Source organism: Microcystis wesenbergii FACHB-1317 (assembly GCF_014696875.1).
GTDB classification, from domain to species: Bacteria; Cyanobacteriota; Cyanobacteriia; order Cyanobacteriales; family Microcystaceae; genus Microcystis; species Microcystis wesenbergii_A.
The window spans coordinates 1-22,112 of the sequence record NZ_JACJQV010000085.1 but is presented as its reverse complement, the minus strand read 5'-3'; the positions used below and the strand labels follow the sequence as shown (position 1 = coordinate 22,112).

At 43.7% G+C, this 22,112-nt stretch carries 17 protein-coding genes, 1 tRNA gene and 2 pseudogenes; 14 read left to right on the top strand and 6 right to left on the bottom strand.

All coding sequences use genetic code 11. The features are described 5' to 3' along the window. Positions 1-3 precede the first annotated feature (3 nt). Positions 4-504, bottom strand: coding sequence for a type II toxin-antitoxin system VapC family toxin (locus H6F92_RS04655; RefSeq protein WP_190356949.1), 501 nt, complete (start codon positions 502-504; stop codon positions 4-6). Between the two features lie 249 nt (positions 505-753). Between H6F92_RS04655 and H6F92_RS04650 the strand changes: the two genes are divergently transcribed. Then, positions 754-1,194: a hypothetical protein gene (locus H6F92_RS04650; protein ID WP_190356948.1), complete on the top strand. Its 441-nt coding sequence runs from the start codon at positions 754-756 to the stop codon at positions 1,192-1,194. A 231-nt stretch (positions 1,195-1,425) separates the two neighbouring features. Here H6F92_RS04650 and H6F92_RS04645 read toward each other — a convergent pair whose 3' ends face one another. After that, positions 1,426-2,979, bottom strand: a complete 1,554-nt coding sequence (locus tag H6F92_RS04645; protein WP_190356947.1) for a bifunctional pantoate--beta-alanine ligase/(d)CMP kinase — start codon at positions 2,977-2,979, stop codon at positions 1,426-1,428. Positions 2,980-3,405: 426 nt separating this feature from the next. On the opposite strand from H6F92_RS04645, the pseudogene H6F92_RS27165 reads away from it, so the two are divergent. The 12 genes and pseudogenes from H6F92_RS27165 to H6F92_RS26975 form a co-directional block, all read left to right on the top strand. Next, a pseudogene (locus tag H6F92_RS27165) lies at positions 3,406-3,546 on the top strand (DUF6883 domain-containing protein); the annotation flags it as partial. 3 nt (positions 3,547-3,549) lie between these two features. Next, on the top strand, positions 3,550-3,801 hold the full coding sequence (locus H6F92_RS04640) for a DUF4926 domain-containing protein (RefSeq protein WP_190356946.1): 252 nt from the start codon (positions 3,550-3,552) through the stop codon (positions 3,799-3,801). Between the two features lie 295 nt (positions 3,802-4,096). Continuing rightward, a complete protein-coding gene (locus H6F92_RS04635) occupies positions 4,097-4,402 on the top strand; it encodes a CU044_2847 family protein (RefSeq protein ID WP_190356945.1) in 306 nt (101 codons plus the stop codon). Between the two features lie 9 nt (positions 4,403-4,411). After that, a complete protein-coding gene (locus H6F92_RS04630; protein ID WP_190356944.1) occupies positions 4,412-5,707 on the top strand; it encodes a S1 family peptidase in 1,296 nt (431 codons plus the stop codon). 276 nt (positions 5,708-5,983) lie between these two features. Beyond that, a complete protein-coding gene (locus H6F92_RS04625) occupies positions 5,984-8,644 on the top strand; it encodes an AAA family ATPase (protein ID WP_190356943.1) in 2,661 nt (886 codons plus the stop codon). A 480-nt stretch (positions 8,645-9,124) separates the two neighbouring features. After that, entirely contained in the window at positions 9,125-9,862 is a 738-nt protein-coding gene (locus tag H6F92_RS04620; RefSeq protein WP_190356942.1) for an HAD family hydrolase, read from the top strand. 85 nt (positions 9,863-9,947) lie between these two features. Continuing rightward, positions 9,948-10,018, top strand: a tRNA-Gly gene (locus H6F92_RS04615). A gap of 256 nt (positions 10,019-10,274) precedes the next feature. Beyond that, entirely contained in the window at positions 10,275-10,730 is a 456-nt protein-coding gene (locus tag H6F92_RS04610; protein ID WP_190356941.1) for a DUF29 domain-containing protein, read from the top strand. 54 nt (positions 10,731-10,784) lie between these two features. Next, positions 10,785-11,324, top strand: a complete 540-nt coding sequence (locus H6F92_RS04605; protein WP_190356940.1) for a restriction endonuclease subunit S — start codon at positions 10,785-10,787, stop codon at positions 11,322-11,324. Positions 11,325-11,326: 2 nt separating this feature from the next. Next, complete coding sequence (locus H6F92_RS04600; RefSeq protein ID WP_190356939.1) at positions 11,327-13,345, top strand: ATP-binding protein; 2,019 nt, start codon at positions 11,327-11,329, stop codon at positions 13,343-13,345. A gap of 284 nt (positions 13,346-13,629) precedes the next feature. Further along, a complete protein-coding gene (malQ, locus tag H6F92_RS04595) occupies positions 13,630-15,132 on the top strand; it encodes a 4-alpha-glucanotransferase (protein WP_190356938.1) in 1,503 nt (500 codons plus the stop codon). 7 nt (positions 15,133-15,139) lie between these two features. Continuing rightward, entirely contained in the window at positions 15,140-15,328 is a 189-nt protein-coding gene (locus tag H6F92_RS26975; RefSeq protein WP_416338784.1) for a hypothetical protein, read from the top strand. 95 nt (positions 15,329-15,423) lie between these two features. On the opposite strand, the gene H6F92_RS04590 is transcribed toward H6F92_RS26975, so the two are convergent. The 4 genes from H6F92_RS04590 to H6F92_RS04575 all read right to left on the bottom strand — a co-directional run bounded on the left by H6F92_RS04590 (position 15,424) and on the right by H6F92_RS04575 (position 21,464). Next, positions 15,424-15,849, bottom strand: coding sequence for a hypothetical protein (locus H6F92_RS04590; RefSeq protein WP_190356937.1), 426 nt, complete (start codon positions 15,847-15,849; stop codon positions 15,424-15,426). Between the two features lie 131 nt (positions 15,850-15,980). Continuing rightward, the gene (argF, locus tag H6F92_RS04585) at positions 15,981-16,907 is read right to left on the bottom strand and encodes an ornithine carbamoyltransferase (protein ID WP_190356936.1); all 927 of its coding nucleotides are present in this window, start codon (positions 16,905-16,907) and stop codon (positions 15,981-15,983) included. Positions 16,908-17,268: 361 nt separating this feature from the next. Next, the gene (locus tag H6F92_RS04580) at positions 17,269-20,505 is read right to left on the bottom strand and encodes a tubulin-like doman-containing protein (RefSeq protein ID WP_190356935.1); all 3,237 of its coding nucleotides are present in this window, start codon (positions 20,503-20,505) and stop codon (positions 17,269-17,271) included. Between the two features lie 2 nt (positions 20,506-20,507). Then, positions 20,508-21,464, bottom strand: coding sequence for a ribonuclease Z (locus tag H6F92_RS04575; protein WP_190356934.1), 957 nt, complete (start codon positions 21,462-21,464; stop codon positions 20,508-20,510). Between the two features lie 517 nt (positions 21,465-21,981). Here H6F92_RS04575 and H6F92_RS04570 point away from each other — a divergent pair. Then, positions 21,982-22,112 (top strand): annotated as a pseudogene (locus H6F92_RS04570) (ISAzo13-like element ISMae28 family transposase); the annotation flags it as partial.

The following is a 22,112-nucleotide window of genomic DNA, read 5'->3' as shown; positions in this document are numbered from 1 at the left end:
TCCCTAAATCACCTTGTTTAAGGGGAAATTTGACGATTTATATCCTTGGCAAGAGAGGCTAGAAAGGAGGCTATTTTCTTGATGGATAACCTCTAATAATTCTTCAGGTGTTACTACCATAGGTTTAGAGTTATATAGATAACTAGAGGCTTTTTTAAGTTGTTGATCGTAGGTAACTAAATAATCACAATTAGCGGCACTACTTAAAATTAAAACATCATTCGATTGTACCAAAATATTGCGAATATCTCTAGCATTTTGCCAATATTGATCAAGGTTAACTAAATCAAAATCCAAGATAGTCACCTTTTCTTGAATCCGATCGACTATTTCAGGATGATTACGAACTTCTGCCAAAAATAATAACTCTTGTAAAACGATCGCATTAAGAGCAAGACAAACGCGATCGAGTGTTTCTCGATCGAATAAATGTACACTGGCAAGATCTCCTCGTAGATAAGAAGCCAAAACATCAGTATCTAAAAAAACTAGAGGTTTTTCCATTGATTTTCTTTTCCTATTTTCCCAGAAACAATATAATTATAGCGTTTCTCAAATAGATGAGGTTCGTTCTTGTAGCTGAAATAGTTGATATGTGCTTCACCTTGACGAGAAAGGCTAGATCATCGACGGCAATAACAAATTATAGCAATTGTCAGCTTTTTTGATAACGCACCTGAATGGTGATTACTGACGACTGATGCTAATATGGAAAGATAAAAAACTAGCATCCGCAGGGAAAGGGTTGTCACATTGACGCACACTTTTTTATTAGAACCGGGACGATGGAAATTAGAGGGAAGTTGGTTAGAACGAGATCAAATGCCCAGACCGATCAAGGGTCGCCTACTAATCGCTTGGAGTCAAGACAATTGGTTTAGTTTAGTCAGTAAATTAATCTTTCCTGATGGGGAAAAAGAAGACATTTCCTTTCAATACCGCGGTCGTTTGGGAACAGGAAAAAGAGAATATACTTTTGTGCTGCAACAAAGTATTTTAGGACAAATCGAAGGAGAAGGTTGGATCGGTGCTGATACTATTATCCAACGTCATTGGGTATTAACAGACAGCCGGCGCGGGGGTTTTGAAACCTTTTATCGCATTAATAACAACAGTTATCATCTTGCCAGTGGTATTCTCAATGGTCACTACCTAATCAGTACCATGGAAGCGATTCTGGAACGTCAACCTTAAACTGAAGACTGATGACGGAGAAACGCTGGCAAATCGGTCGCATTTACAGGTTTTAGCTAGGTAAATGCTGATAAAAGAGCGATCAATCTTAATACAATCAAAGGGATACTTTCTTAAATAACTTCAAGGGGAGAATAAATAAAAGCAATCTCCTGACTTCTGACTTCTGAATCCTAACCCCACCAACAAACTTTTTGCCGCAAACCCTAATTAATTCTGTCTAGGTACTGATCATTCTTTTGACCTAAAGATGAGTGTGCTTGAACCTTGATGATAAAGAGCAATGATTTTTTCCGTGACTTCTGTAATAGTGAGATGATCGGTATTAACTTCGATCGCATCTGCGGCTTTTCGCAGGGGTGCTAGGGAGCGATTACTATCCAAATAATCCCTTTTTTCAATCTCTTGGGTTAATTCTGCGAGACTAATCCCCCCATTTCCCTGCGCTTCTAAGTCTTTTAATCTCCTTCTCGCTCTTTCTTCGGCTGTCGCTGTCAAAAAAATCTTTAATTCCGCTTCTGGGAAAACATTAGTACCAATATCCCGACCTTCCACAACTATTCCCCCCGACATTCCCATCTGTCTTTGCAGGGTGACTAACTGCTCTCTCACCGCTTTTTGAGCGGCAATTCTGGACACTTGCGAGGTAATTGCGGGAGAGCGAATCTCTAAAGTCACATCCTGCCCATTAATCTTCACTATAGTCACATTTTCGGGACTATCGGCCGGGATTATTTCTATCTTCGCTAAAGATAATAACTCGGCGATGGCCGCTTCTGCGGACAAATCCAGACCGGAATTCACCACTAACCATGTCACCGCGCGATACATCGCACCGGTATCGAGATAGGTTAACCCCAATTTTTCCGCTACTAAGCGCGTTACCGTCGATTTTCCCGCTCCAGCAGGCCCATCAATAGCGATAACTGGCCGACGTTGACGCAAGATTATATTATCAATTAAACGGGTTTGGCCGACCGATCCAGCGATCGCTAATAAGCCCTCTGTCTGGATCTGCTCGATCGGTTGTAAACTCTGGGGATGGACTAAATCCAGATACTGAGGGCGAAATTCTGGTACTCTGTCGAGATTTTTTTGCACAATAGCCAGTAGTTTTTCCCTTTGTCTTTCCCCTAAACGAAAACTTTCGAGAGCTAATTGCAAACTTTGAGGGATAATTGTCGCTTTTTCCCTTTCTGTGACCGATAGATACTGATTGCGAGAACTAAATGCTAATCCCGATGTTTCTCGCACTGTAGCACAAGGGCGAATCTCGATCGCTAAATTTAAATCCCTGACTAATTGCCGGATAACCGCTAACTGTTGGGCATCCTTTTCGCCAAAATAGGCGATCGTCGGTGCAATTATATTAAATAACCTGGTGACAATTGTGGCTACTCCCTGAAAATGTCCCGGACGAAAAGCACCACATAACCCGCTAGTCAGAGAAATCGGGGGAACAACTGCGGTTATCTCCTCAGAATCACCAATTCCTAAAGTTTCCGCACTGGGAGCAAAAATAGCAGCAACTCCCAAAGATTCACACAATTGGCGATCGCTGTCAAGGCTGCGGGGATAGCGAGAAAAATCCTCTGTGGGGCCAAATTGTAGAGGATTAACAAAAATACTGACCACAGTTACCTCCGCTTCCGTCACTGCGCGTCGAATTAGACTAGCATGACCTTTATGGAGGGCGCCCATGGTTGGCACGAGGGCAATACTGTGATCATGGCGATAATCAGCCAAAAAAGTGCGTAAACCGGGGATTGTTGTGAATATTTGCACAGGGTTCACTCCTTTAATAGCCTATTCCACTACTATTCGCCAGGGGATGCTGCCCGATGATCGATTCGGCTGCTTCCGGGGAATCGGCTTTAAATAATAACATCCCATCGCCTCTTTCTGTCCAATGATTCCCTTTTTGCCTCCTGTCCTGTCTCGGTTAACCGCTGCATATATGCTTGTTTAACAAACTAGGGCATAATTTTTTTCAGGACAATGACTGGTGAGCAGCCCGACAATTATATAGATTAATGGCAAAAAAGACTTGACAAAATCCCTCGATTTGACCTATACTTTCTAGTATAATGGGAATCCGTGCCGAAATATATATAAGCCTTTTTAGTCCAGACTATTTCAAAAAACTTTCTGCAATTACAACCCCAAAAAAAACTTGAAACAATATCAATTAATACACTTGATCGGTGAATCGAATACGGAACCTTCGATCGAGTCGAGGGCGAATTAATCAGCAGTAATCAAGTTCCCCTATTCGTTGTCACGATTTGGCTAAAACGAAACCTAGATCATCAATTTCAATTTATCACCCTCAAACCCCGAAAGGAAAAATAAACCATGGCGCAACTATACGAAGAAGTGACCCTAGCCCGCGACGTTCCCGAATACAATCTTAAGCAGGGTGATTCGGCGATTCTTGTTGATATAGTTGCCCATCCGAAGGGGGGTGAGGAAGGATATGTTTTAGAACTATTCAACGAAGTCGAAGAATCGGTTAACGTCGTCATTGTCCCGAAATCGGCGATTGAAGAAGAGGAAAAAGAAGGTTCCTCGTTACTTGGTATGGTTCGATATGGGGGCATAAATTGACTAAATCCTTATCTGGCAAGAGACTTAATTGATTAGTTCGTTCTAAAGCGAAAACAATTGACAAAAATCGCAGCAATGTCTGTCTCTATCGGGGTTTCATTCCTTATAACCCCCTCCACTGCATAACACAAATAGATTAATGGCGAAAAAGAGTTGACAAAATCCCTCGATTTGACCTATACTTTCTAGTATAATGGGAATCCGTGCCGAAATATATATAAGCATTTTTACTTCCGCTATAAGTTTGTCCGAGAACCAATCGAGAAAACCATAAACGGGTCATTGGAGGAGCCTTATGCCAGAATCTAAATCTGAGATTATTTCAGTTAAAGTTAAAGAAAATGTCACCATGTTAGTGGAAGCGAGAAGTTTCGGTGGTGAACGGGAAGTATCCGATCAAATATTTGACTTTCAAAGTGTGGCTGATACAATTGAGGCAGTTACTGAATCGATCGCTGCTACGATAAGTAAAGTGAAACCCAAAAAGGCCACCGTAGAATTTGGGGTAGAAGTCAGGGTAAAATCTGGTAAACTAACCGCTTTAATTGTGGAAGGTGAAGGAAAGGGAAATTTAAAAATTACTCTGGAATGGGGGGGATAAATTGATTAAATGCTTACCCCGGAATCTCTACCCCCGTACACTGTCAGGTTAAAGTTAATCTATGGGTCAGGAACAGGCTTTTTTGTGGGACAAGGGTTAATTTTGACCTGTCTTCATGTGGTAAAAGATGCGCGGGATAATCGCGAGACTATCGAGATAATTTGGCAAGGTCAAATTTCTGGGGCTAAAATTATCGACTTACCGAATCTAGATGGGATCGATCTGGCTCTTTTACAATTAAACTCGCCTTTAGATCACAAATATGTCGATTTTGATCACGATTTACAATTAACAGATAAATTATACACTTTTGGCTATACCAACGATTATCCGAACGGTGATCCTAGTGACTTTGAGTATATAGGTTTAACGGGGGATGAAAACCCCTTAATCAAGTTTAAATTAGGGCAAGTACAACCCGGTTTTAGTGGTTCACCTCTGTTAAATTTACGCACGGGGAAAGTGTGCGGAGTGGTGAATAAAACCAGAGATGAGTTTACTGATTTAGGAGGAAGAGCGATTCCAGTTCAGACTATTTTTAAATATTTTCCGCAATTACAACCCCAAAAAAATGCCCATAATCCTTTTAAACCCACTTCCGGAGGTATTGAAGAAATTCAGCAGATTTTTGGCCGGGAACAAGAAATTAAAGATATTTTTGAGGTTTTAAATTCCGGCAGTAGTGCTGCTATTATCGGGGAAAGGGGAACGGGAAAAACCACCCTGCTTTGGGGAATTTACCATCAAGCAAGGGAGTATTTACTTAGTCAGCGACAACCCTTGTATTTAAACTTAGAAGGATTAGCAGGAGATAAGGATTTTTATTATGAATTATGTAATCAGATTGGTATAGCTGCGAATTACGATAAACCGCTCAAAGGAACTAGATTAACTAGGGAATTAGAAAAACACAAAATCCTGTTATTATTGGATGTGGTAGATAATATGACTCAAAAATATTTCAGCTATCAGCTTAGAAGTCAATTAAGAGAGTTGGCCAATCGTCCCGATCCACCTTTAAGATTAGTAGTAGCGGCTAATCGTCCCCTTGATGTTTTATTTCCTGATAACAAAGGAGGTGACTCACCTTTCGAGGGAATTTGTCAACAATTTTCGATTAAATTATGGGATGAAGCTAAAATTAAAGAGTTTATTAGTCATCGTCTAAGTCAAACCAGAGTGACTTTTACTGAGGAGGAAATAAGTTCTCTTGTTAGGCAAAGTCAAGGAAAGCCGCGAGAGGTGATGCAAAGTTGTTTTAAACTTTATCAAACCAAAGTCAATAACTCAGCATCCCGAACTTAGGTTATAACTAAATAATAAGTTGATTTAATTTTTGGGTTTGCTCCTACCTTGATAAGGGGGGTTTGATCCCCCCTACCCCCCTTGATAAGGGGGGTTTGCTCCTACCTTGATAAGGGGGGGTTGATCCCCCCTGCCCCCCTTGATAAGGGGGGTTTGCTCCTACCTTGATAAGGGGGGTTTGATCCCCCCTGCCCCCCTTGATAAGGGGGGTGTTTGACAGTTAACACCTAACTACTTAATAAACCATCACCGGGTAAATAGCTAGAGATAGAAATTATGAAGGAAAGCACCGTCCCCAGAATTAATCTCGCTCCTAAACTCAAACGCGATTTATCTTTATGGAATCCTTTTGATTATCTTTTGCTGTTGTACTGGGTGTTTTATTTTCCCCAAGCAGTGCGCTGGTATGTGGAAACGAGAGGCGGCGGCGATGAATTAAAAGAACAGAAAACATGGCGCGATAAAATACAATTTCTCCGCGACCATCCCGTACAATTGCGTCTAGGTATTCAGGGTCTTCTCTTAACTGTAATTACCCCTCTGATTATCTGTAGCATAGCGGCAAATTTAGGACTTTCTGTTAATTGGGTGGGCGTGGGGTTCGGCGTGGTGTGGGGCGTGGTGTACGGCGTGGGGGCCGGCGTGGGGGCCGGCGTGGGGGCCGGCGTGGGGTTGGGCGTGGTGTCGGGCGTGGTGTGGGGCGTGGTGTGGGGCGTGGCGAACGGCGTGGCGAACGGCGTGTGGAACGTGGTGTGGGGCGTGGTGTGGGGCGTGGGGTACGGCGTGGGGTACGGCGTGGCGAACGGCGTGTGGAACGTGGTGTTGGGCGTGGTGTACGGCGTGGGGTTCGGCGTGGGGTTCGGCGTGGTGTCCGGCGTGTGGAACGTGGTGTCCGGCGTGGGGTTCGGCGTGGTGTCCGGCGTGGTGTTGGGCGTGGGGTGGAGTGTGGTGTTGGGCGTGGTGTTGGGCGTGGTGTTCGGCGTGGTGTGCGGCGTGGGGTTTATATTCGCCTTTTTCCGTCTTGATAATTGGCTAATCGGGCTTTTGGCTGGTCCCCAAGGGCGACTTTTTCCCCGTATTACCCTTCTACCGCTGCCGGGGTTAACCTCGACTCTACAACAATGGTTACAGCAAGACTGGGAAACGGCTATTAATAACCTCAATCAATACCTTCGGTACAGCCGCCAGTTTATTCCTGTCCTTGCCGCTGTTAATCGCGTTTTATCGCAATTCCCAGAGGCAGAAATTATCTATCGCGTCTCCCGTCTGGCAGAAAATCCCTCCGATTGGCAATTGTTAAAATATGCGTCCGCGAAACCGTTTTCTTTTCCTGACAGCAAAATCCGTCTAGATACCCCTGCTCGTGCCGCCGCCGCCGGTTTTTGGTATCTTCGCCAACAGGACACCGAAAAAGCCGAAAAAGCCTTTGCTGTGGTACGTTCCCTCGCCTACGGGGAAGAAATGTATAGCCTCGCCCAAACTTTACACCGATTTAGTCAGGCAGCAACTCCCGATAGTATCGCTTCCCTGGAGGTTGCCCCCATTGCCCCAGAACCGTCATTACGTCCGCAAACTTGGCAAGCTATCAGCAGTTTAAATCGAGTTATCGCAGAAATGGCTTTAGTCCAGAGAAGTTACTCCCAACAGACCAGATCCCTCGCTCTTAATCGGATTATCGGGGAATTAATCGATATAGCCGACCAACAGGCGGCCAATTTACCCCCAGCAGAAAAAGAATTAATCCTTTCTATCGTCCTAAAATGGCTAAAAATTAGCGCATCCATCGCGGGAACGGTGGGAACGGTAACTATTACCCAACCGATTCCTAATCCCTACATTATCGGTGATCCGGTGATCGGTCAACGCTTTGTTGGTCGTGGGGATATCCTGCGGGAACTTCAGTCAATGTGGTCGGGAGATAACCTATCCTCCGTAGTTCTCTATGGTCATCGTCGCATGGGTAAAACTTCGATTCTACGCAATCTGGAGGCCTATCTTCCACCAAATGTCTCCGTTATCTACATTAATTTACAGCGCTTGGCCACAGTAACCAGCCTAGCCGAAGTTCTCCTGACTATGGCTGAGGAAATCGCCCAAACTTTGGCAATTGATGCCCCAGAAGAGGAAAAAATCTGCCAACATCCAGAAATGTATTTTAATCGTTATTTAGACCGTCTGATGCGCCAGATTCTGGCGGAAAAAGCTAAAACTGGTTTAATTATTGCCCTCGATGAGTTCGAGATAATTGAGGATTTAATCGAAGCGAATACCCTCCCCCAGAATTTCCTCGGCTATCTGCGTTCCCTTGTCCAGAGTAGTCCGCGTCTAGCTTTTGTTTTTGCCGGATTACATACCCTAGAGGAGATGACTGCCGATTATTTTCATCCTTTTTTTGGCAGTGTTTACCCGATTCCAGTTAGTTTCCTCTCTCCTGAGTCCACTCGCGTTATCCTCGCTAATCCCGTTGGGGAAGACGAGGATTTTCCCCTAGACTATACCCCATCTGCTTTGGACAAAATTTATCAACTTACCCACGGTCAACCCTATTTAGTACAATTGATCGGCTTTCATCTGGTACGTTTTTATAATAAACAGGTCTTTGAGTTGCAACGTCCCCAAGATATTCGTTTTCAGGTGGAAGATGTGGAAAAAGCTATCGATGACGAGTTTTTTCAAAGGGGGAATTATTATTTTACGGGTGTCTGGAAACAGGCTAAACAAGATGCGGCCGGACAAGGGGAGATTTTAATAGTTCTTTCTCCCCATCTGCAAGGATTAACCCGGGCAGATTTACTGTCCAGCACCGGACTAACTGCCACAACTCTCGACCGGGCCCTAAAAACCCTTGAAAATCATCATGTCATCGAATGCCAAGACTCTCGTTATCGGATTGCTGTGGAATTATTCCGCCGTTGGGTATCGGAAACAATGGCCTAAATTCTTTTGTTATATTTTTGGCTAATATCTCAGCCCCAAATAGGGGGGTTACAGGGCAGCACGGATTCCCACTATAACAAAATAATAGAGCAAATCTGGAAATTTGTCAAGGCCTTGGCAATTTTCCGATTAAAATTGTTTGTTGAGATGGGGTAAGGGACAAAACCCGCCCAGCCTCGACGAAAAACTTTAGTATAATCAAGAATATTTAAGTAAGTGGTTTCAATTAAATTGAAGATAGATTTTGTCCTTGATCCCCCCTGCCCCCCTTGATAAGGGGGGTTTTGATCCCCCCTGCCCCCCTTGATAAGGGGGTTTTGATCCCCCCTGCCCCCCTTGATAAGGGGGGTTTTGATCCCCCCTGCCCCCCTTGATAAGGGGGGTGCCGATAGGCGGGGGGATCCCCCTTGATCATGGGGGTGTCTGACAATTTTTAATACCCACCTACTTATTATTTATTAGCTTTTCTGTCTAAGATTGATGTTAAAGGCTGTTCTGTTCGATTTTAATGGGGTGATCATCAATGATGAACCAATCCATCAAGAGTTAATCAATGAAATCTTGCTCGGGGAAAATTTACTGCCCCTAGGGTCGGAATTTGCGGAGTTATGTCTGGGAAGAAGCGATCGCGTCTGTTTGCGTAATGTTCTCACCCGTCGCGGTCGTCAAGTGACCGAGGAGTATCTGACTAAGTTAATTAACAAAAAAGCGAGTTTATACCGAGAAAAATTAGAAAAATTAGAGAAACTTCCTATTTATGAAGAGATATACTCTTTTTTAAAACGAGTTAAGGCCAGGGATCTACAAATCGGTTTGGTGACGGGAGCAATACGCTCGGAAGTAGAATCGATCTTGCAACAGACGGGCCTTGGGGATTATTTTAGTGTCATTGTCACCGGTGATGAGATCAGCACCAGTAAACCTCAACCGGATGGTTATTTACTGGCCGTAGAAAGATTCAATCGTTGGAATTTTAATCTGCAATTGCAACCCTGGGAATGTCTGGTGATTGAAGATACTTTTGCCGGTTGCGAAGCGGCAAAAAGAGCGGGAATGCAGGTGGTGGGAATCGCTCATACCTACCCCTTCCATTTTATGCAGAGAGTGTCTAACTGGGCGATCGATAATTTCTCCCAACTAGACCTCGATCGCGTGGAAGAAACTTTTAGCCAAATCGGGGATAAAAAGGAGCGATCGGGATTTTTAGGCGATCTATGACCATCTAGAGGCGATTAACAAACCGAAAATCCCTACTTGCAAAAATCGGCAATTCGTGTTATGATAACAAAGCTACTGAGAAAATGCGGGTGTAGTTTAGTGGTAAAACCCTAGCCTTCCAAGCTAATGATAGGGGTTCGATTCCCCTCACCCGCTTAGGCTGTTGTGCAGTCACACATTATCTGTCGTCTGATGGATAAGAGTTTTTGGCTATTGTAGTAGATATCTATGGGAGAAGTTCAGTGAGTAACGCACAGAAAACGGGTTTCTCGGAGAAACCCGTTTTCTACTCATGGGCAAAACAGAGTTTGGTTCTCACAAGATATCTATAATCTTAGAGGAGTTGGAAGTATTAAAAAAATTTTGAGCCGGTTCGGCTAGGATAGTGAAAGAATACCGAGAGGACGTGAGCATGACACCAACAACCACGAAAACGCTCTACGATACCGATTTCGCTCTCTGGATCGACGAAACAGTAGATCGATTAAAAGCTGGGGATTTTGCGGCGATCGATCTGGACAATTTAATCGAGGAGGTGGAATCCTTGGGAATTAGTCAACGTAAATCGGTTCATAGTTTTCTGGTTCGTTTACTGGAGCATCTCTTAAAACGGTGTTATGTCCCTCTCCCGGATTGTTATCGGGGATGGGAGATCGAGAGCCGGAATTTTCGCAACGAGTTAAAAAAAGAGTTTAAATACTCACCGAGTTTAAAAAGCTTTCTAGTCGAGATCTTCGAGGAATCCTACGGGGAAGCGTTGGAGTCGGTGCGCGAGGATTATCCTGATACCGATTTTCCTAATGTTTGGCCTTTTGCGAAGGATGTGGATACTCTGTTAACTGAAAAGTTTTGGAGAGATGGACAGTGAGGGAGTAAAGATAAAAAGTGAGATTGCCATAAAGCTTCGGAGTAATTGAGAGCAATGCAATACTTAAAAAATATCAGTCTAGCCAAAGACTGGAAATTAGATAAATTGGGCGAATGTTATCAAAAAATATCGACAAACTATCAGCCTGTTGAAAAGGGAAATACGCCTTATACAGAACTTGAATATATAGCGAGCGGTTTTCCCAATTTAGTTGGTCTCGGTCTTGAATCTAAAGTTAAAATTGGTAAGATAGAATTTCCTGTTAATGACGTTTTATTCGGAAAGCTACGACCTTATCTACAAAAATATTTAAATGGTTTTTGTGCAACAGACATCCTTGTTATCAGGGTAAATGTTCGGCTTTTACCTGAATTTTTACTTTATACAGTTCCTGACAATTTGTTTGTTAAATATGCAATTTCAACAACTACATTAGACCTAATTTCGGAAAAAATCAATCAACATCGGGCAAAATTAAATACTTTACAAGATTTATCTCAGAACCTTCTCCATCAACTGATGACCGCTCAAATCCGAGTTGATGACCTCGATTTATCCGCCATCGACCTTGAACTAGGAGAAGGAGGCGAATAACAATGCTAACTTTCGACGAACTTTGGGAACTGCTCATCGCTCAGGATGAGAGTGTTCAGATTGAAGTAAAACGAGGATCGGAATTCGGGAAAAGCTGTTGGGAAACGATTAGTGCGTTCGCCAACGAACCAGGATTAGATGGCGGTTACTTGATTTTAGGAATTAAAGCTCTAGAGGGTAGCGACGGCGATAAATACGAGATCGAAGGACTCGATGACCCGGACAAAATTCAACGAGATCTCGCCAGCCAATGCCGGGAAGTGTTTAATATTACGATTCGCCCGCGGGTAGAGACAGTGACTAAAAGCGGAAAAACCCTGGTCGTCGCTTTTATCCCCGAAGCCCAGCCCTCGGAAAAACCCGTTTATATTACCAGTAGAGGAATCTCAAAGGGCGGGTTTAGACGGATCGCCTCCACCGATCAGAGACTAACCGAAACAGATATCGAACTTTTCTATCGGGAGCGTAACTCCCAAAGCTACGACGCTACTCCCTTTCCCGATGCTACTCTAGACGATCTCGCTCCCGAAGCGATCGCCGCTTACCGTAGAGAGAGAAAAGCTTTTAATCCTGATGCGAGCGAACTCAATTATGATGATCGGGAATTGTTATACTCTCTGAACGCGATCGTTAAACATCCTACCCAAAAAGGAGAATACTGCCTTACCTTTGCTGGCTTAATTCTATTTGGAAACGCGATCACTCTACGTCGCCATTGCCCCATGCACCGTATCGACTACATTCTTGTAGAAGGGAAAGAATGGGTCGCCGATCCCGATAAGCGTTTTCAAGTCGTTGAAGTCCGGGAACCTCTACTGTTAGCGATTCCTAGACTAATCACCCTGGTACTCAACGATCTGCCCAAAGCTTTCAGTCTTGACGAAAACGGTATTCACAGAAGAGAAATCCCTATCATCCCTCGTAGAGTAATTCGGGAGGCAATTGTGAATGCCGTCATGCACCGCAATTATCGAGAGCGAAGTCCCGTTCAAATTATCCGTTTCTCCGATCGTTTAGAGATTCATAATCCAGGCTATTCTCTCAAACCTACAGATCAATTCGATCAACCGACTTCAAAAACTCGTAACGAAAAAATTGCCACAGTTCTCCATGAAGTGAATATGGCGGAAACCAAAGGATCGGGTGGTAAAATTATGTTAGACAAAATGTTAGAGGCTAATCTGACTCTACCTCTATTCGTTTCCAACCGAGATAGAGATTATTTTCGCGTCACTCTTTTTACCCATCATCTTCTCGATGACGAGGATATTCAATGGCTGACACAATTTAAAAATCACACATTAAGTCCAGATGAAACAAAAGCACTTGTGGTATTAAGACAAGTGGGAATGATTAATAACTTAATTTACCGTGTTACTAACGATGTTGATACTCTCACCGCCAGTCATCATCTAAGACGCTTACGGGACGCTGGATTGCTCGAACAGCAGGGTAAAGGCTCGGCTACTTGTTACACTCTGGCTTCAGGCGCTCAGTCCGCTCGGCCCGATCGAGACAAAGACTCTAATCCGGAAAGTAACGCGAGAGATCATAGCTTATCTGGACAGCTGGACACCTCTAATCCAGACAGTAGTACAGAGGGAGCGGAAAGCTTATCTGGACAGCTGGACACCTCTAATCCAGACAGTAGTACAGAGGGAGCGGAAAGCTTATCTGGACAGCTGGACACCTCTAATCCAGACAGTAGTACATTTGCGTCTAAACAACTTGAGCTTGATCTATTCGCTGTTGTTGAATCGGAATCTTTAAAGGAACGGTTAGCGAGCTTAGGGAAGCGACCCGGCACGAAAGAAATAAGAGAATTAATTCTTGACTTATGTGAAATCAAAGATCGCTCATCAAGCGAACTAGCATCGTTACTACAACGAAGCAGGAAACATCTACTATGCGAGCATATTAAACCTTTGATCCAGGAGGGAGAGCTTGAATATACAAACCCAGAAAAATTGAACGATCCTCATCAGACTTACCGAACCACTCGCCAATACAAAAAAATCTAAGTAGAGCGTATTTATCTCATGCCTAAACCAACAGAGAGCAGAAGGGTTCAAAGTCGTATCCTAACCTACGCAGGAGAGAGCGGACGGCAGATCGTCCCTCGTGCCGAAGCCGAAACCCGAAGAGGATTCCATAACTTTAATTGCGCCTACCTAGTATAGGTCTAATAAAGTTGTTAAGTATTGCCCTTAATGATCGAGATCGGGTTAGCTTGGAGATAGCAGTGAGCATTCAGCTTTAAACACTTAATAACTGCTAACCGAATCATTGATAAGGGGGTTTTTTCATGGCTTTTAGCCGTTCTAGCGGTATTTTGCTTCATCCCACCAGTCATCCCGGTCGTTACGGGATTGGAGAACTAGGTAGAGAAGCCTATCAATTTATCGATTTTTTGGCTCAAAGTGGTCAAAAACTCTGGCAAATTCTCCCTTTAGGCCCGACAGGGTACGGTAACTCTCCCTACATGAGTTTTAGTGCCATTGCTGGCAATCATCTCCTGATTAGTCTCGATCTTCTTCGGGAAAAAAACCTGCTTAGTGACGCAGATTTCGAGGATATTCCCGATTTTCCCCTCGATCAAGTGGATTTTGATAAATTGATCGCCTGGAAAATTCCCCTACTTAGAAAGGCGGCGAGCAATTTTGTCAAGGGTTCTGACACAATTCTTTACAAACAGTTTGCCGGCTTTTGTGCTGGCAATGCCGATTGGTTAGAGGATTACGCCCTATTTATGGCTTTATCCCACGCTTACCAGGGTAAAGCATGGATGGAATGGCCGACAGAAATTCGCGAACGTCATTGGGGTGCGTTGGAAACACCGAAACAGGAGTTACAAGAGGAGATTTTTCTGCACAAATTCCTGCAATTTGAGTTTTTTGAGCAGTGGTTAGCCCTAAAACGCTATGCTAACTCCCTCGGTATCGAGATTATCGGTGATATCCCCATTTATGTCTCCCATAATAGTGCCGATGTTTGGGCAAATCCGCAGGTTTTCCGACTAGATCCCCAAACCGGTAATCCCTTGGAAGTGGCGGGGGTTCCCCCGGATTATTTCTCAGAAACGGGGCAATTATGGGGAAATCCTCTTTATAACTGGGATTATCTCAAAAATACGGGCTTTGACTGGTGGGTACGCCGTTTAAAAGCGGTTCTTTCCCTAGTCGATATCATCCGTATCGATCATTTTCGCGGATTAGAGGCCTATTGGGCGGTGGCTTTTGGCCAGGAAAACGCTATTAATGGTCGTTGGCTCAAGGCCCCAGGTTATGATCTCTTTAATACTATTGGCGCTCGTTTAGGTAAATTGCCGATTATTGCCGAAGATTTGGGCGATATTGACCAAGCAGTTCTAGATTTTCGCGATCACTTTGCCTTCCCTGGTATGAAGATTCTCCACTTTGCTTTTGGGGGTGATGCGGGTAATCCCTATCTTCCTTTCAACGTCGAACGCAACTGTGTGATTTATACCGGCACTCACGATAATAATACCACTGTGGGCTGGTTTCAGGATAACGCCAATGACTACGAAAAAGCGCGACTTTATCAATATCTTGGCGCTCCCAGTGGTCAGGGAGTGGCTTGGGATCTGATTCGACTGGCCTATAGTTCCGTGGCTAATCAGGCGATCGTACCGTTACAGGATGTGTTAGGTTTAGGATCGGATGCGCGGATGAATACCCCCAGTGTCGCAGAAGGCAATTGGTCATGGCGCTATCGTCAGGAAGCTTTAACCGGAGAATATAGCGAGAGATTGCGAGATTTAGTCAATCTTTTTGGCAGAAATCGTTAAATAGGGTTTGCTGAAAAAGCTTTTCCTGGGGGCAGGGTGTGGCCCCCCCAACCCCCCCGACATCGGGGGGGCAGGTGGGGTGTGGGGTTTTACCGATTTTGAGGTAGTCAATTACCTAATTTTCAGGGAAAAAGTACCTGAATTTTCCCCCCGATCCCCGCAACGGCTGGCACTTTTTGAGGAAAAAAAAGTCTAAAAGTCTTATCCAACAAGGTTTTTAGATTTATTCAGCAGACCCTAAATATCAATCCTTTTTTCGAGACGTTACTTCTAACGTCTCTTTTTGTCCGGTTAATGTGAGGGAGAATTTTTTAGCAATCTTTGCCGGATGCGATCGAGATTTTCTCGACTATTGACGGGTAAATGGGGTAAGGGTAATTCTAAATTAGGCCAATTACTCAAATCATGGCAGGGACAGGATAAACCCGATTGGCCCAGTACCTCAATTGGTACAGGTATAGTACAACGAGCGCAGGGATGAAATTCCCATTGAGGGGAAAGTAAGTCTTGGATAGTTTGTTGAGTACCTTCTAGATAACAATCGCCACTTTCAGGATCGAGCATTTTTTGCCAACAATCTTCAAACTCCGACGAATAGCGATCGCCATTGAAAATAGGCAGCGGAAATAGCATAGCTTGGTTTTTGGGACAAACAACTTTTTTTCCCAATTGAAACCAATGGGCGAGATATTTTTTAACGGCGGAGGTGTCTGACATATAGTTTGTGTGGAGGCTGCCCTGATTATTGCTCTTACCATCAATCCTAGCGTTAACTTCTGGTGTCGGACAGGTCTTAGGATGATTGATGATCTAGTTTAATAATTATTTTAGTAACTGACCATCGGGAGCTAGATTAATCCCAATAAACTCACCATTAAAGCTTTTTGGGCGTGCATCCGATTTTCCGCTTGCTCCCAGACTTTTGATTGTACACCCTCGATCGCCCCGTTGGTAATTTCTTCCTCCCGGTGAGCAGGTAAACAATGGAGAATAATCGCGTCTTTGTCAGCGTGACTCATTAGCTGTTCATTGACTTGGTAGGGCTGAAAAACGGGAATTCGGGCATCAGCGAGGCTTTCCTGTCCCATACTTGCCCAGACATCAGTATAGACCACCTGAGATTCTTTTACGGCCGTAACGGGATCGTCGGTGATTAAGATTTTACTACCGGTTTTCTCGCCAATAGCTTGGGCGCTGGCGACAATTTCCCCATCCGGTTGATAGTTTGCGGGGGAAGCAACCCGCACATTTAACCCCATCAAAGCGCCACCTAAGAGCAGAGAATTAGCGACATTATTACCATCCCCCACATAGGTGAGGTTAATTCCCCGTAAAGTCTGAAAAGTCTCTTGGATAGTCTGTAAATCGGCTAATATCTGGCAGGGATGTTCTAAATCCGTTAAAGCGTTGATAATCGGGATGCGCGAGTAATTAGCAAAAGCTTCTAAATCCTCTTGTTTAAAGGTGCGAACTGCGAGAATATCGAGATAGCGATCGAGTACCCGGGCCGTATCGGCTAAGGGTTCCCCGCGCCCCACTTGGGTTACACTGGGATTAAGATCGATCACCTGTCCCCCTAACTGGTACATAGCGACGGTAAAGGAAACCCGGGTCCTGGTGGAAGCTTTATAAAATAGCAATCCTAAGACTTTGTTGCAGCTAGGGTTAAGATTACCAGCTTTAAGCTGTGCCGATAGATTGAGTAGGGCGCTGATTTCTTGGCTACTCATGTCGGTTATTCTTAAAACATCTCGTCCTTTTAAAGTGGCTACCATTGGTTTTTCTCTCGATAAACAGGGGTTTTGATTGGGCTTTATGGCAGTTAGCGAGGCTGCAAAAATCTTGGGTAAAGACCTTATTATAATCCAGTTTTTTCGCTATTAGGCAATTTTTCCCGAAAATTTTCATTGTGGGGGATGTTAGTCCAGCTAACACCCCCACTTTTTCTGTTAAATTAGGTAGGTGTTAAAAATTGTCAGATTCCCCCTTATCAGGTGTTAAAAATTGTCAGATTCCCCCCTTATCAAGGGGGGATTAAGGGGGGATCGGCACCCCCCTTATCAAGGTAGATCCCCCCGCCTATCGGCACCCCCCTTATCAAGGGGGGCAGGGGGGATCCAACCCAAAATCTAATTTCTACTTAACTAATTTTGCCCCACACTTAGAACAAAAATTAGACGAGGGCGGGTTTTTGTGTCCACAATTACCGCAGATAATTAAAGCTGGGTTAGCCACTTCCGTCACCGGAGAAAGAGGAATTTCTCCACCGCTATCCAACTTATAGTTATGGATTAACTGCAAAATAATTGCATCTTCCCGTTTATATTCTGTATTATCTTTTCCTCCTGTCAACTCCTCGGAACGTTGTTGTAAATATTGGATAAAAGTCCGATACAAAGCTTGTTTTTTCTCGGGAGTGGCTGCAGCCTGTAACTTAGCCGTCACCTGACTTTGAATTTTTTCCTTATCTTCGCGACAAGCTTTTACTTCTAACACCTGTACCGCATCTTCCCAACTGGTGGCGATATCGACTTTTTTTAATCCCGTTGCGGTTTTAATTTCATAGCGAATTGTTTTCTCATTAGTGACTCGATTGACTTCTGGAAAAAGCACTTTTAAAGCCCGGGCTGTCACCACCAATTGATAAATACTCGGATCTTCGGGAAAAACATCCCAGAAAGGAGGTTCCTTTTGGATATGTACGGGGATGGGTAAATCGCGATTTTCCCCCATTTGTTGAGCGCGTTTAGCGAGAATAAATTCTCCTTTCCAGTCCTGATAGGATTGCCGCAGTTCTCGCATTCCCTCGAGACAGCGTAGGGAAAACCCGCCAATTTCCTGCACGAAGACAAGACGATGTTTTTCCACTTCTCCCAAGGGTTTAATATCGTCTTCGTTGGCAATAAATTCCCGCAGTTTCGGCATAATTTTTTGGGCTGCAGGGTTATTGGTATTTCTTCCCCCAATCAGGGCAACATTTTGATTTAATTGCGGTGTAAAACCCGCATCTTTTCCCCGCAAAACCGCAGGATTAAGCATAATTAGGGGTCGCGATTTTTGGTAGGCAATGCGAAGATTATTGATAATATCGGCATCGTTGTTATAAATTTTTAACAAGCGATCGCAAGCGGCTAATTCCTGCTGAATGCGACTACTAGCGGGAGCATTTTGTAGAAGTTGATTAGCTTGGTTTAGGATAACTTGTTGAAAATCTCTTTGACGAATATCGGCAATCTCGGTGATGTCAAATAAACGCATATTTTCATCGGCGCGGCGCGTTTCTTTCCAGAGGGGGCTAGATTGCTTTAAAATCTCTTCTGAGAGGGGTAAACAAAGGTTATCCATACCTGTATCGTAGGCATTTTTGTTACCGGCAATCCCCGAGGCAAATTGTTCGATAAAGTCTTGATAAAGACCATTTAATTCTTGTCTGTCAAATAATTTAATCCCATTAATTAACAAAGCATCGGCACTATCGATCTGTTGATTAGCTTGGAGATTAAATAGATCGCGACTTTGAATTAATTTCTGACGAAAGCGATTAAAACGGCTTTCTAATTGATTAAGATGTTCCAGTAAACGATTAATAACCTCTACTCCTGCACCTCTGGTTTTTCGTTGAATATTGGCCATTAAATAGCCTTCCAATCCCGTTAAAGCTTGTTCACAATATTCTTCCATCTTATCTTTTTTCGAGATATGAAGTTTATCTTTCAGATCATTAATTTCCGCTAAGGCTGTATCGTATTCTCGTTGACGTTTACTTTCGTTTTGACTCCAAACCTGTTCTTGATCGCGACGGAATTTTTCTGCTATGTCGGTGAAGACTTGTCGTACTAAAAGAATAAAACTCTCGGCAAATTTTACTCCACGGTTTCGATCTTCAAGGATATTATAAAACTCCATTTCTAGGGACTTTTTTCCCCGTTGAATAATTTCATCCCGGTTACTATAAATCTTTTTCAGGTAATCGCCGTGTAGCCGTTCATCGGGACTCAATTCTAGTAAATGATTGCGTTTAAATTCCTCAACTCTTGGCGTTAAATAATCATTAATAAATTGCAGAATTTTCCCCTGTTCATTGCCTAAAATATTAACACCCTGTTTGGTACAAGATAGCCAATTATCTTGATTGATTTCCTGACGAGTTTCGTTAATCCATTGGGAGATTATGGCAATTAAAGAGCGATCCTTGTCGGCACATAAATCCATAATTAATTCCCCTTCGCTCAAGCGCATTCTTTTGAGGATATCACCTCTTACTAACTCCAACATTTGAGCGGGTAAAATCACGGAATCATTCAGCCACCAATTAATTAAATCTTTGGCTAAACGTTCCGATAAAGAAGTCCGAATTTGGGCAATAGGAATTTCAATAGTTGATAGCCCAAAACTCATAAATTGCTTAGGATAACCGCGGCCCCCAGGGTCAGCTTGCGCCCAAGAACCCTTAATATTATCTCTAATAGAACGCTTATGGGGTGCAAAATCAGAGGTCATATCTAGAAAAATATTTTGGGCGATCATTTCCCGAATTTGACCGAGTTTAAAATCACCTTCGCCATTTTTTGTCCCCACTAAATAGGTAAAATCGAAGGGGGGTAACTTACTAACCACTTCATCGACTAAACCGCTGCTAAACTGTTGATGATATTCGGTTCTGTAGTCAGAAAAGTAATTTAATTCCATCAGGGCAGCGTAACCATTAGCCAAAACTCGATCGCCGACACTAATCCCCGCAAATGCTTCAGGAGTGGGAACAATTGCCGTACTTAAAGGACTACTTTCCCCGCGTAACCAATTGCGAATACAGTAGCCTAGATCGATTAACATTCCGCTACCCGTACCACCGTTTAAAGACCCCGTAGTAAAGACATTAATAGCACTATTACTAACTTTAATTCCATAGCGATCGAGCATAAAGTTTTCTTGTCCTTTTACCCGTCTCACCGCGTCTAGAAATTTTCTTTGGATCTCATGATAATTACAAAATAAAGCAAAACGACCACAGGCGCGAATTTGTCCCGCCCCCGCTTCCAGGGAAGTAATATTTCTCTCTAATTCCGGGGGAAACCAACTATTAATCCAGGGATATCTATCCATGTCAGATACCATCTCCTGTACCTGTTTTCCGCTCACCCGGGACCAGTGTTTTTCGTTATCTTTAAAAGCACTGCCGGCAGCTTCAGGATTACTGATTTTATAATCCTTATCCGTGTCAACCACCAAAAAACTGACAATCGGAAAATTGCTCAAACTGCCATAACTTTCCTCGATTAAACGACGCAATCGCGATAAAATCTCGTTACCCGTGCCACCAATACCCACTAAAACCGTGGGAACCATGCTTTTTTCTTCCACTGCTGCTGGCATAATTACTTAACTCCTAAGACCATTTCTTGACGGTTGCGAGGGACTTCGTAGGTGAGGAAATCGTAGGCTAATTTAGTGTTAGGAAAAATTGCCCGCGCTTCCTCTAACAGATTGGAAATATCCAGAGAATTCCCCGGTAGATAACGGGGACTAAAATGGGTCATTAATAACAATTTTACTTGGGCTGCCAAGGCCACCTGGGCTGCCATCGTCGAAGTGGAATGAACACTTTCAAAGGCTAACCCGGCATCTTGGTGTGCAAAAGTCGCCTCATGAATTAACACATCTGCATCGCGTGCCAATTCGATCGAGCCTTCACAGAAAATAGTATCGGTACAGTAGGCAATTTTACGGCCGATTTCTGGTTCCCCGCAGAGGGACTGACCGCGAATTTTGCTGCCATCGGGGAGGGTGACAGTTTCCCCCTTTTTCAGCTTGCCGTAAATTGGTCCGGGGGGAATACCTAAAGCGTTGGCTTTTTCCACATCAAAACGTCCCGGACGGTCTTTTTCGGCGATACGATAACCATGGGCGGGAATACGATGTTTTAATAGCTGACAGGAGACGGTAAATTCTTCATCTTCGTAGAGTATGCCGGGGGAAACGGCATGGACACGCACCCGATTGGCTAAATTAGTATAGGAATACTTAGCACAAGCACGCAGATAGTCCCCTAGTCCGGGGGGTCCGTAGATGTCAATATCCTGAGCAGAACCGGCTAATCCAATACTGGCTAACAGTCCCATTAAACCAAAGATATGATCCCCGTGCATGTGGGTGATAAAAATGCGTCGGATTTGGGAACTTTTCAGGTCGCTACGCAGTAACTGGTGTTGAGTTCCTTCTCCACAGTCAAACAGCCATATTTCCGCCCGTTGCGGCAAACGAAGGGCGATACTAGAGACATTACGGGAACGAGTGGGAACCCCAGAACTGGTTCCTAAAAAAGTAATCTCCACAGGATAGCTGTCAGGATAGAGGATTCTTTTTCTAGTCTAGGCTGTTTTTATCGGTTTCTCGATCGAATTGCTGCTTTTCTGTATTTCATCACTTGAAAACAGAAAATCCTCTGATTTTGACCTAACTCTGCAATAACTACTGGCAGCCAGAAATACAACAGCGTCCTTATCATACTTTGTGCTTTTTGTCAAAAAAACTTTTTTTTTGCAATAAAACTACACAAAAAAAAGATCATCGTCGTGCGTGAAATTGACTAATTTACCCGTCTTAATTAGGATCACCTTCTAGATGTGGCAAGGGTTTCAGTCATTGCTGCCCAAAAAAGCACAAAATAACCCACTGTGAAATTCTATCAAATCGCTGTAAGGGACTTCCAAAAAATAAACTATTCATTCTCAAGAATAATAATCATTCTCGGAGTGTGGGAGGTAGGGGTCGATGGTTGCCCCCTCCTGCCAATTTTGTAGTAGAATTAATCCTGTACATTATTAATCAAGTTTTTCTTTGTAAGTGTATATGGAATTAACTGATTCTCTCAAGAAATTGCTCAGTGAAACTGCACTTCAATTAAAAGGTGCAGCTAAAAGAAGATTCATGGCCCAAACAGTCTTAGAATTAGGCTATGGGGGACAAACCCTTGCTGCACA